General features: G+C 65.4%; 9 protein-coding genes. 3 read left to right on the top strand and 6 right to left on the bottom strand.

Annotated features, from left to right (window positions below; all coding sequences use genetic code 11):
* Positions 1 to 60 precede the first annotated feature (60 nt).
* On the bottom strand, positions 61 to 489 hold the full coding sequence (locus tag CH271_RS23590) for a type II toxin-antitoxin system Rv0910 family toxin (protein WP_032396781.1): 429 nt from the start codon (positions 487 to 489) through the stop codon (positions 61 to 63).
* 59 nt (positions 490 to 548) lie between these two features.
* Here CH271_RS23590 and CH271_RS23585 point away from each other — a divergent pair, with 59 nt between their 5' ends.
* From CH271_RS23585 to CH271_RS23575, 3 genes are all read left to right on the top strand, one after another.
* Complete coding sequence (locus CH271_RS23585; RefSeq protein WP_094635065.1) at positions 549 to 2,852, top strand: ATP-dependent DNA ligase; 2,304 nt, start codon at positions 549 to 551, stop codon at positions 2,850 to 2,852.
* A gap of 225 nt (positions 2,853 to 3,077) precedes the next feature.
* Complete coding sequence (locus tag CH271_RS23580; protein ID WP_037194829.1) at positions 3,078 to 4,292, top strand: lipase family protein; 1,215 nt, start codon at positions 3,078 to 3,080, stop codon at positions 4,290 to 4,292.
* Positions 4,293 to 4,378: 86 nt separating this feature from the next.
* Complete coding sequence (locus tag CH271_RS23575; RefSeq protein ID WP_094635064.1) at positions 4,379 to 5,371, top strand: iron-siderophore ABC transporter substrate-binding protein; 993 nt, start codon at positions 4,379 to 4,381, stop codon at positions 5,369 to 5,371.
* Positions 5,372 to 5,408: 37 nt separating this feature from the next.
* On the opposite strand, the gene CH271_RS23570 is transcribed toward CH271_RS23575, so the two are convergent.
* The 5 genes from CH271_RS23570 to CH271_RS23550 all read right to left on the bottom strand — a co-directional run bounded on the left by CH271_RS23570 (position 5,409) and on the right by CH271_RS23550 (position 12,100).
* Positions 5,409 to 7,274: an ABC transporter ATP-binding protein gene (locus CH271_RS23570; RefSeq protein ID WP_094635063.1), complete on the bottom strand. Its 1,866-nt coding sequence runs from the start codon at positions 7,272 to 7,274 to the stop codon at positions 5,409 to 5,411.
* A gap of 111 nt (positions 7,275 to 7,385) precedes the next feature.
* The gene (gene lon, locus CH271_RS23565) at positions 7,386 to 9,713 is read right to left on the bottom strand and encodes an endopeptidase La (protein WP_094635062.1); all 2,328 of its coding nucleotides are present in this window, start codon (positions 9,711 to 9,713) and stop codon (positions 7,386 to 7,388) included.
* Positions 9,714 to 9,821: 108 nt separating this feature from the next.
* A complete protein-coding gene (locus CH271_RS23560) occupies positions 9,822 to 10,523 on the bottom strand; it encodes a type 1 glutamine amidotransferase domain-containing protein (protein WP_094635061.1) in 702 nt (233 codons plus the stop codon).
* Positions 10,524 to 10,568: 45 nt separating this feature from the next.
* Positions 10,569 to 11,351, bottom strand: a complete 783-nt coding sequence (locus CH271_RS23555) for a putative protein N(5)-glutamine methyltransferase (protein WP_094635060.1) — start codon at positions 11,349 to 11,351, stop codon at positions 10,569 to 10,571.
* 95 nt (positions 11,352 to 11,446) lie between these two features.
* The gene (locus CH271_RS23550; RefSeq protein ID WP_037195483.1) at positions 11,447 to 12,100 is read right to left on the bottom strand and encodes a FadR/GntR family transcriptional regulator; all 654 of its coding nucleotides are present in this window, start codon (positions 12,098 to 12,100) and stop codon (positions 11,447 to 11,449) included.
* Positions 12,101 to 12,261 lie beyond the last annotated feature (161 nt).

Genomic DNA, 12,261 nt, shown 5'->3' with positions numbered 1-12,261 from the left:
ACCGAAACACCGGTTCGGGGCTGGAAGGGGTTGTCGTGCAGCTACTTCAGCAGAGACCTATCAGCTCAACGCCGCCAGGTTCGCAACGGATTTCTTCACATCGGTGTCCAGTGCCCGCGCCACCACCGATCCCACCGGACCGAAGAGCACACCTCCGCCGAATTTCGCATCGAGCGTCAGTTCCGATCCGCCCTCGGCCTCACGCACATGGACAGTCAGCGAAATTCTCACCCCGCCCTTGCCGCGGCCGGACATCTCGATCAGCTTCGGCTCGTCGTACTCCGTGAAGGTCCAGTTGATCGTGTTCTTGAAGCCCTTCACCTTCACCAACGACTCCACCTCGGTACCCTTGCCGACCTTTTTCGGCGGTGGACTGCACCACCCACCGTGGATGGTCATCCACTCGTCGAACCGGTCGAGCGCGGACGCTTTGTCCCACGCGCCCTGCGGATTCTCGGGCATCTGTACCGAGACACTGATCGTTGCCATGAGATCGAGCCTGTCACAACTCTCCCGCATCTTCAGACGGCGGCCGTTAACCTGAGACGATGGCCACGCTCGAGATCGAAGATCGGAAGGTCTCCGTCACCAACCTCGACAAAGTGCTGTTCCCCGAAACCGGCACCACCAAGGGCAACATCATCGAGTACTACGTTGCCATCGCACCCGCCATGCTGCCGCACCTCGTCGGCCGAGCCGTGACCCGCAAGCGTTGGCCCAACGGCGTCGACCAGTCGTCGTTCTTCGAGAAGAACCTCGCCGCGTCTGCCCCCGACTGGCTCGATCGGCGTTCGATGCAGCATTCCGACCGCGTCGTCACCTACCCACTGTTCTCCACCGCAGCCGATCTGGCGTGGCTCGGCCAACAGGCAGCCATCGAAGCGCATGTGCCACAGTGGCGGTTCGACGGCACCGAACCCGGCCCTGCCACCCGCATGGTCTTCGATCTCGATCCCGGTGACGACGTGGATCTCGCCCGGTGCGCCGAAGTGGCCTGCGAGATAAGGGATCTGATCGGCGATATCGGGATGACCGCATTTCCGGTCACCAGCGGCAGCAAGGGAATTCACCTGTACGTGCCGCTGGAGAAACCACTGTCGACCTCAGGGGCGTCCACGGTGGCCAAACGTGTTGCCACGCTGCTCGAAGAGCGCTCCCCGGACCGGGTTACGGCCACGATGGCGAAGGCGAAGAGAACCGGACGGGTGTTCGTCGACTGGAGCCAGAACAACGGCAAGAAGACGACGGTCGCCCCGTACTCGCTCCGCGGGCGAACGCTCCCCACCGTCGCGGCACCACGTACCTGGGACGAGCTGGAAGCGTCGGGGCTGCAACAGCTTCGGTTCGAGGAGGTCCTGGAGCGATTCCACGACCTCGGCGATCTACTGGCACAACTGGACCCCACCATGCAGTCGGCATCCGAAAGTAGCCCTGCCACAGACAAACTGGTCAAGTACCGCAGCATGCGCAGCGCCGACAAGACGCCCGAGCCGATACCGACCACCACCGAGCCGCAGGGCAACAACGACACGTTCGTCATCCAAGAGCATCATGCCCGACGGTTGCACTACGACTTTCGACTCGAACACGACGGCGTCCTGGTCTCGTGGGCCGTCCCCAAGAACATCCCGGACGATCCGAAGCAGAACCGGCTGGCGGTGCACACCGAGGACCACCCACTCGAGTACGCGACGTTCTCCGGTCGGATACCGAAGGGCGAGTACGGCGGCGGCGACGTCTCGATCTGGGACAGCGGAACCTACGAACTCGAGAAGTGGCGAGACGACGAGGTCATCGTCGTCCTGCACGGAAAGAAGGCGACCGGGCGCTTCGCCCTGATCCGCACCAAGGGCAATCAGTGGCTCATGCATCTGATGAAAGGCGCACCCGACGCCCGAACGACCCCGGAAGAACACACGCCGGAAAATCCCACACCCAAGAACATCTCACCGATGCTCGCGACCGCCGGCGACGTCCTCGACCTCCCGGATGACGAGTGGTCGTTCGAGGGCAAGTGGGACGGGTTCCGCATCGTCGCCGAACTCACGCACGGTTCGATGACGCTGCGCACGCGCAGCGGAAACGACTACACCGAGAAGTTCGGCGCACTCCAATCTTTCGCAGACGACCTGGCCGAGCACGACGCCGTCGTCGACGGGGAAGTCGTCGTGTTCGACGACAGCGGCGTCAGCAGTTTCGAGAAACTGCAGAACGCCACCCGTGACGACATCCGATTCATCGCCTTCGATCTGCTCTACCTCGACGGCACGTCACTGCTGCGCAAGAAGTACTCGGATCGACGACGGCTGCTCGAACTACTGACCACCGGACTCGACTCGGTGCTGGTGCCTCCGCGACTGACCGGTTCCGCCGCGGACGCCGTCGCGGAGAGCCGAGAACGGGGCTGGGAAGGCGTCGTCGCCAAACGCACCGACTCCGTCTACCAACCCGGCAAGCGCGCCCATACGTGGATCAAGCACAAGAACTGGCGAACGCAGGAGGTCGTGATCGGTGGGTGGCGTCGAGGCCAGGGTCGTCGTGCGGGCGGCTTCGGCTCCCTGCTGATGGGGATACCCGACAATGACCGACTGCGCTACGTAGGACGCGTCGGAACCGGGTTCGACGACCGTGCGCTCGATACACTCGCTGCCCTCCTCGCCCCGCTCGAGGCGTCGGACAGTCCCTTCTCTTCGGTACTGCCTGCGGCCGATCGGAACGGAGCGGTATGGGTCGAGCCTGTACTCGTCGGCGAGGTGCGGTTCTACGAGGCGACGGAATCGGGCCATCTGCGGCATCCGAGCTGGCGTGGTCTGCGCCCGGACAAGGAACCGAAGGCGGTGCGTCAGGAATGACGAGAATGCCCGGGTGAAAAACTTGGACCCGATCGAAGAAACAAGGATAGGGAACGTACGGTTGCCATAAAATGAGCGGATGCGTACCGTTGCGCCCATCGTTTCTGGGGGAGCGTAACAAGTCACGCATCATCAGCTATATCGGTTTGCGGGCCGGCTCTACGGGGGCTTGCCAGATCGCCGCAGCGCTCGTCGCTTCGGTTCAGGCACGGAGGGGTTTTCGACATGCGGGTTCTCAAGTTGGCAGGCGCTGTCAGCATGACGGCGGTTGCAGTTCTGTGTTCGTCGCTCGTCGGCGCAGGTCACGCTGCTGCTGCGCCGTTGTACCCGACGCCTATCGCGGACGGCTTCTACTCTCCGCCCGTGGATCTCGACGCGCTCGCACCGGGCGACGTGATCTCCAGCCGCCCGATGCCACCGCCCCCCGGATTCTTCGGCGTGGACGTGTGGCAGCTGAATTTCCGCTCCACCAATTCGGCCGGTGATCCCATCGCCGCAATCAATACCGTGTTGGTTCCGCAGAACAAAGCACCGAATGGCCCATTACTTTCCTACCAACACATCATCAATGCACTCGGTCTCGAATGTGCACCTTCACAAGCACTCTGGTCGAACGACCCCAATCTTCAGATTCGTGAAGCACCAGCTCTGAACGCGGTGCTGCAGCGCGGCTGGACGGTAGTGATCGCCGATCACCTCGGACCGAACAGCGCATACGGTGCCGCCAAGCTCGGCGGGCAGATCGTGCTGGACAGCATTCGCGCCACTCAGCGCTTCGATCCCATCCAGGTTCAGCAGAGCCCGGTTGCATTGGCCGGCTACTCCGGTGGCGGAATGGCCACGGCATGGGCTGCTGCGCTTCAGAACGACTACGCCCCCGAGCTGAACATCGTCGGCAGCGCGAACGGTGGCGCTCCGATGAACCTCGAGCGCATGGCCCGTGATCTCGGTTTCGCTCCGCACCCCATGTTCGGTCTGGCGTTCGCTGCCGCGCTCGGTATCGAACGCGAGTACCCCACCCGCATCCCGATCAGCTCTCAGCTCAACCCGCTCGGTAAGCAGATCGAGAGCCAGATCCAGAACGGGTGCACCAACGACATCATCGCGGCAGGCGCGGGCAAGAGTGCCATGGAGGTCGCGGGCACGCTGGACCTGATCAGCAGCCCGGAGGCGATCGCCGCAGTCAACGACAACAGCGTCGAGCTGTACCCCGGCGTACCGAAGGCACCGTACTTCGAGTGGCACAGCCCCTCCGATGCGTTGATCCCGGTCAGCGCCATCGACAACACGATCGCCCGATACTGCCGCGCCGGAGTGCTGGTGACCGAGGTGAAGGTGCCCAGCAACGATCACCTGACTGCGGCAGTACTCGGCCTGCCTCAGGCGCTCGAGTGGATCGACCAGCGGTTCGCCGGAGTACCGGCTACCTCCAACTGCTGATCGGGTCGCCCGACGCCTGGCACCTGATCCAAGCTTCGATGGGTCGGTTAGGCTAACCTCGCTAAGTTCTGCTGCGAGGAGATCCCATGAAGAAGACCGTCCAGCTCGTCGCCGCCGGTGCCTCCGTTCTGGCACTGGCTGCCGGCTGTTCGTCCGATGCCGACACCGACGCATCCGGTAGCCCCGGTAGCGCCGCCGGCTTCCCGGTCACCATCGATCACCGATTCGGTGAGACGGTCATCGACACCGAGCCCACCCGCGTCGTGACGATCGGATTCAACGAACAGGACTTCGCACTCGCGCTGGGCGTCAAGCCCGTCGCAACGCGCGGCAACCTGAGCTACGACTACCGGCAGCGCCCCTGGGCCCAGGAGGCGCTGGGCGGCACCGAGATTCCCGAAGTCGGCAGCACCGATCTCAACCTGGAGCAGATCGCCGCACAGGCACCCGATCTGATTCTCGGCCCGTACTCCTTCATCGACCAGGGCCAGTACGACACCCTAACCGGGATGGCTCCCACGATCGCCGACATCGGCGGCTACGACAACGTGCCCGCGGCAACGTGGCAGCAGGAATTCGCGGTCGTCGGCGAAGCGCTCGGCAAGTCGCAGGAAGCCCAGGACCAGACGGCCGAGCTCGAGCAGAAATTCGCCACCACCGAGGCCGAGAACCCTCAGTTCACCGGCAAGTCGCTGTCCCTCGCGTTCGTCATGGACGACGGCAGCTACCTGCTTCTCGGCAAGGACGACATCCGCGCCCTGTTCTTCACCGACCTCGGCTTCGAGATTCCCGACGCCTCCGAGACCATCAGCCCGGAGAATCTCGACCGACTCGACACCGACGTCCTCGTCATCGCCGGCCAGGGCCGCGAGCAGCTGCAGGCCAACCCACTACTCGCCGCCCTCGACGTCGTTCGGCAGGACCGCACCGTCTACATCGGCTCCTTCAGTACGGACCTACCCTCGGCCCTCGGCTACTCGAGCCCACTGTCGCTGGACTACGCGATCGACGGATTCACCCCGATGCTCGCCGCCGCAACCGACAACGACCCAGCGACCGTGGTCCCCGACCCGGCATAAGGTCACTCCGCAGGCTCCGCTCCCGGTTTCGTGAAGGTCACTCCACCTGCGCGAACTGCGTCCGATGCAGCTCCTCGTAGCGGCCACCCGCCGCGAGGAGCTCGTCGTGCGTGCCGCGTTCGGCGACTCGCCCGTCCTCGATCACCAGGATCACGTCCGCAGCCCTGATGGTCGAGAGTCGATGCGCGATGACCACCGACGTCTTACCCTCCAGAGCCTCGGCCAACGCGGCCTGCACAGCGGCCTCCGACGTCGAATCCAACGATGCCGTTGCCTCGTCGAGGATGACGACCCGTGGCTGCGCGATCAGCAACCGTGCGATCGTCAGTCGCTGACGCTCACCACCGGAGAGTCGGTACCCGCGCTCGCCGACGACGGTGTCCAGGCCGTCGGGCAGGGAACGCACGAGGTCCGCGAGCCGCGCCCTCGAGAGCGCGTCCCACAGTTCGTCGTCGGTGGCATCGGGCCGCGGCAGCAGCAGATTCGACCGGATGCTCTCGTGGAACAGATGCCCGTCCTGGGTCACCATTCCCACTGTGCCGCGGACGGATTCGGCCGTCAGGTCCCGCACGTCGACGCCTCCGAGCCGGACCGCACCGCCATCGACGTCGTACAGCCGTGCGATCAACTGCGCGATCGTGGACTTGCCCGCGCCGGACGTACCGACCAGCGCGACCATCTGGCCGGGTTCGGCTCGGAACGACACCCCGTGCAGAACCTCCTCTCCCCCGCGCGAATCCAGGGTTGCGACCTCCTCGAGCGACGCGAGCGACACTTTGTCCGCGGACGGGTACGCGAACCTGACATCGTCGAGTTCGACGGCCACCGGACCGGCCGGTAGAGCTTTCGCGTCGGGCTTGTCGGTGATCAACGGAACGAGATCGAGAACCTCGAAGACCCGCTCGAAGCTCACCAACGCGCTCATGACCTCAACCCGGGCACTGGCAAGCGCGGTCAACGGCGAGTACAGCCGAGCCAACAGAAGTGACAGTGCCACAACCGAACCCGGGTCCAGGCTCCCACTGAGGGCGTAGAAGCCGCCCAATCCGTACACCACGGCGAGAGCCAGTGCCGAGACGAGCGTCAGCGCCGTCACGAACACCGTCTGCACCATGGCACTGCGCACTCCGATGTCGCGCACCCTGGCCGCCCGCACCGCGAACTCGACCGATTCCTGGTCGGGATGACCGAACAGTTTCACCAGTGTTGCTCCCGGAGCCGAGAACCGCTCGGTCATCTGCGTACTCATCGCCGAATTGTGCGCTGCCGCTTCGCGTTGCAGCCGCGCGAGGCGTCGACCCATCCGACGCGCGGGAAGCACGAACACCGGCAGCAGGACCAATGCGAGAAGGGTGATCTGCCAGGAGATTCCGATCATCACCACCAACGTCAGCACCAGGGTCACGAGATTGCTGACGACACCGGACAGCGTGGTGCTGAATGCGCGCTGCGCCCCGATCACGTCGTTGTTGAGTCGGCTCACCAACGCACCGGTGCGGGTTCGCGTGAAGAATGCGATCGGCATCCGCTGCACGTGGTCGAACACTGCCGTCCGCAGATCCAGAATCAAGCTTTCGCCGATGTTCGCCGAGAGCCATCGATTGATCAGACCGACCACTGCGTCCACCACAGCGATCGCCGCGATCGCCAGGGCCAGCAGCACCACCACACGCAGCTCTCGCCCGTCGACGATGGCATTGACCACCCGGCCCGCCAGCACCGGCGTCGCCACCGCAAGGACGGCCAGGGCCACGCTGAGCACCAGGAATCCACCGAGGGCGCGGCGATGCGGTGCCGCGAACGTCAGAATCCTGCGGGCCGTCTCCTTGGAGAACGACGACTGGGTGTCGGGCCTGTTCATCGTGCGATACATCTGGTTCCAGGCGGTCATCTCCATACTCATCCCACCAACGTAGAACCTCGACATAGCTCGAGGTCAAGCGCGGCACCCGAGACCGACGGGAGGGGCAGGCGACCGATGCCGCCTGCCCCTCCCTGGGCGCTCACCGTGGTACTACGCCGCAGCAGTTGCCTCCGCCGGCTCCAGCGCGAGCGCCAGGATGTCGGCGACGTCGGTCATCGGGCGAACATCCAACGCCTCCAACACCTCTGCGGGTACGTCGTCCAGATCCGGTTCGTTGCGCGCCGGAATGAACACCGTCTTCAGTCCCGCACGCTGCGCAGCCAGCAACTTCTGCTTCACCCCGCCGATCGGCAGCACCCGTCCGTTCAACGTGACCTCACCGGTCATCCCGACATCCGAGCGCACCGGCCGCCCGGTGGCCATCGACACCAGGGCCGTCACCATCGTCACACCGGCCGAAGGACCGTCCTTCGGCACCGCGCCCGCCGGAACGTGCACGTGAATGCGGCGATCGAGAGATTCCTGCGTGACGCCGAATTGTGCTGCGTGCGAGCGCACGTAGGACAGCGCGATCTGTGCGGACTCCTTCATCACGTCGCCGAGCTGGCCGGTGAGCTCGAGCCTGGAGTCACCTTCGGTCGCCGCAGCCTCGATGAACAGCACATCGCCGCCGAGTCCGGTGACCGCGAGACCCGTTGCCACACCCGGTACTTCGGTTCGCTCGTGCGCTTCGGGCGTGAACCGTGGGCGACCGAGGTACGTCACCAGGTCCGGCTCGCCGATCTCCAGGCCATCCGTGATGCCCACCAACTTCGTCGCAACCTTGCGAAGCGCCTTGGCCAGCAGTCGCTCGAGTTGCCGCACTCCCGGCTCACGGGTGTAATCGGCCGCGATCTTGCGCAGCGCGGCGTCGGTGACCGTCACCTCTTCGGATGTGATTGCCGCCCTGTCCATCTGACGGGGCAGCAGGTAGTTCCGGGCGATGACGACCTTGTCGTCCTCGGTGTAGCCGTCGATGGTCACCAATTCCATGCGGTCGAGCAGTGGCCCGGGAATCTGGTCGATCACGTTGGCCGTAGCGAGAAAGACCACGTCGGACAGGTCGAGATCCAGATCGAGGTAATGATCGCGGAACGTGTGGTTCTGCGCGGGGTCGAGCACCTCGAGCAGAGCGGCACTGGGGTCACCGCGATAGTCCGAGCCGACCTTGTCGATCTCGTCCAGCAGGACAACGGGATTCATCGATCCCGCCTCACCGATGGCCCGCACGATCCGACCCGGCAGCGCGCCGACGTAGGTACGACGGTGCCCACGGATCTCGGCCTCGTCGCGGACGCCGCCGAGCGCGACGCGCACGAACTTCCGACCGAGCGCACGGGCCACCGACTCACCGAGCGAGGTCTTGCCGACTCCGGGCGGACCTGCGAGCACCATGACGGCACCGGACCCACGCCCACCGACCGACTGCAGACCACGCTCGGAGCGACGCGCCCGGACGGCCAGGTACTCGACGATCCGATCCTTCACGTCGTCGAGCCCGTGGTGGTCGGCATCGAGAACCGCACGTGCAGAGTCGATGTCGTTGTTGTCGGTCGTGGTGTTGTTCCACGGCAGATCGAGCACGGTATCGAGCCAGGTGCGGATCCAGCCCGACTCGGGGCTCTGATCGCTGGCCCGCTCGAGTTTGCCGACCTCACGCAGCGCCTGTTCGCGCACCTTCTCGGGCAGGTCCGCAGCCTCGACGCGGCCACGGTAGTCGTCCGCACCGTCGGGCTCGTCCTCGCCGAGTTCCTTGCGGATGGCCGCCAACTGCTGCCGGAGCAGAAACTCCTTCTGAGTCTTCTCCATACCCTCGCGGACGTCGCCGGAGATCTTGTCGTTGACCTCGACTTCGGCGAGATGGGCCTTGGTCCACTCGATGAGCGACGTCAGACGCGTTGCCACATCCGGGGTTTCGAGAAGGTCCCGCTTCTGCACGTCGGTGAGATACGACGCGTAACCCGCCGTGTCCGCGATCGCGCCTGGGTCGGTGAGCTTGTTGACCGAGTCGATCACCTGCCACGCGTCGCGGCGCTGCAGCATCGCCACCACGAGACGCTTGTACTCGGCCGCGAGCGCATCGAGACCGTCGTCGACGGGGCTGCCGGTGAGTACATCCGGAACGGGCTCCGCCTCGACCCACAGGGCGGCACCGGGGCCGCTGACGCCGTGGCCGATGTGCGCGCGGCGACCGGCCTTGATGACAGCGGCCGGTCGACCGTCCGCCAGGCGTCCCATCTGGACGATCGTGGCGAGGACTCCGTACGCGGCGTAGCGGTCTTCGAGACGCGGCGCAACGAGCAGCGTGCCGTCGTTGCTCGCCTTCGCGGCGTCGACGGCGGCACGCGCTGCCTCGTCGAGTTCGACGGGCACCACCATCCCGGGCAGGACGATCGGGTCGGTTAGGAACAGCACGGGGACACGAACGGTTTCGGTCACTTCTCCTCCAAAGGATTGAGCTATAGGGGCTCAACTTCGAAAGCAGTAGTGATGTTCCCACCGATGGCCGGTGTTCTCCGTGGGCAGAACACCGGCCGCTGACAACGACTACTTCAGCGCGCTGACCAGCTTCTCCGCAAGGGGACGCGTCGATGCCGGGTTCTGGCCGGTGTACAGGTTTCGGTCGACGACGACGTTCGGTGCCCATGCGTCGGTGGAATCGAACTTCGCGCCGTTCTCGCGCAACCGGGATTCGAGCAACCACGGGGCCTTCTCGGCGAGACCGGCCTGGGTCTCCTCCTCGTCGGTGAATCCGGTGAGCTCGTACCCGTCGAACGCCCAGGTTCCGTCGCTGCGGACCGCCGGCAGCAAGGCGGCAGGCGCGTGGCATACCGCCGAGACGACCTTGTTCGAGTCGAGGAAGTCGACCACCAGTGCCCCGAAGCTCTCGGAGACCGCGAGGTCTTCCATCGGTCCGTGACCGCCGGGAACGAAGACGACGTCGAAGTCGGACGCCTTCTGGTCCTCCAACTTTGCGGGTGAGGACAGGATCGACTCGATCGAGGCGAGGTAGCTCTTCTGATCCGCCACCTTCTCCTCGTCGCCGCCGTTGGCATCGACGGCCAGGCTGCCCTCGTCGACGACCGGAGCCTTACCGCCCGGCGTCGCGACGGTGATGTCCCAGCCTGCGTCGACGAACGTGCGATGGGACTCGACGAGCTCCTCGGCCCAGTACCCGGTGGGGTGCTTCGTTCCGTCGTTCAGGGTCCAGTGGTCGGCAGCGGTTACCGCAAACAGCAATGTAGTCATGCCCGGGGGATGCCACGGTGACCCACGATCGAAACACCCGGTCGATCACTGCTCGTCCATCGAACCGATCACCACGACGGCATCGAGCGCCTCGGATTCGGCGATACGACCGGCGAAGCCGGCGTCGATCACGGCACGCAGCGTCGAATGCGCCAGTGCTGCACTGGTTTCGATGAGCAGATGGCCACCCGGAGCCAGCCATTGCGGAGCGCCGACGGCGACACGACGATGAATCTCGGCACCGTCCGTACCGCCGTCGAGTGCGATGTGCGGCTCGTGGATGCGCGCCTCTCGTGGCATCAACCCGATGTCGCCCGTCGGGACGTAGGGCGCGTTGACGACGATCGCATCGAATCTGCCGCGCATCTCCGGCGGCACGGCGTCGTACAGGTCACCGCGATGAACGTGACCGGCCGGGACCGCGCCCCCTACGTGTGCGACATTGCGCGATGCACACTCCACCGCCACCGCGTCGACGTCGGCAGCGTGCAACTCGGTGACACCATCGACCGACAGGCCTATCGCCCCCGAACCGCAGCACAGGTCGAGCAACACCGAAGGATGCAGCGCCGCAGCACATTCGACGAGAAATTCGGTTCGACGGCGAGGTACGAACACGCCCGGTGCGACGGCGATGCGTCGACCACAGAACGCGACCCAGCCGACGACATGCTCGAGCGGTTCACCGGCGACGCGGCGCGCGAGCATCGCGGTCAGCTCTGCCGGCGTCGACGCGGACTCGACGAGGATGTCGGCTTCCTCTTCGGCGAACACGCACCCGGCACCGCGCAACGCGGACACCACCTGGCCGTACTCGAGTTCCGACATCGATCGTGCCTTCCGGAGTGCTGTTCGCCCGCCCGCTCACTCGCCCGCGGAAACACTGTAGCGCGGTATGTCGCACGACAGGACGGGGCAGTAGCTCAGCCCAGGTGCTCGCGTGCCACCGAGACCGCCGCGGCCCGGTCTCCCGCCGCGATGGCGTCGAACAGTGCTTCGTGCAGGTCCACGTCGGGCTCGGTTCCACGTGGCCGTGCGAGTACCTCCGAGGTGTAGGCCAGCAGTTCGGCCCGCAGTCGTGGCAGGAAGGACTCGAAGAGATCCGAGAGCAGGGAATTGTGGGCGGCGGCCACCACTGCGACGTGGAAGTCGATGTCCGCGTTCACGAACGCCGCGTCGGACTCGCTCGCGGCGGCGTGCCGCGCGTCGAGTGCGCGCCGCATCCGCTCGACGTCGGCATCCGTACGACGCTCGGCGGCCAAGCCTGCGGCGTCGATCTCGACGATGCGACGCACCTCCTGCACCTGAGCCAGGCCGGCACGCTGTACCGATGCGGAGACGTCGATCGGAACCGAGTCTGCGACGACGAACACCCCGGCGCCTTGCCGCGATCTCACCAGCCCTCGGGTAGCGAGCACCCGCACGGCCTCGCGCACGGTGGATCGGCCGACCCCCAGCTCGTGCGCGAGGGACGTCTCACCCGGCAATTTCGCGCCCACCGGCCATTCGCCCGCACCGATGCGGCGACCCAGTTCGGTGACTGCGCGATCTGCGGGACGGAGATGTTCGGTGGACACGGACACCAGTATCCCCCGTCACCACTTGTCTGAGAAGTAACTTTTGCATTACAGTCCTCAGACATGTTTGGGTGCGTGCTCCTTCTTCCACGCCGCGACGGGGTCGATCGCCGACCGGCACCCCGTCGCGGGGTACGACACCGCGCCGGTCGCCGATAGCA

It is taken from the genome of Rhodococcus sp. 05-340-2, from assembly GCF_002258915.1.
In the GTDB taxonomy this organism is placed as follows: domain Bacteria; phylum Actinomycetota; class Actinomycetes; order Mycobacteriales; family Mycobacteriaceae; genus Rhodococcoides.
The sequence above is the reverse complement of the archived record's forward strand: the minus strand, read 5'-3'. Positions and strand labels throughout refer to the sequence as shown.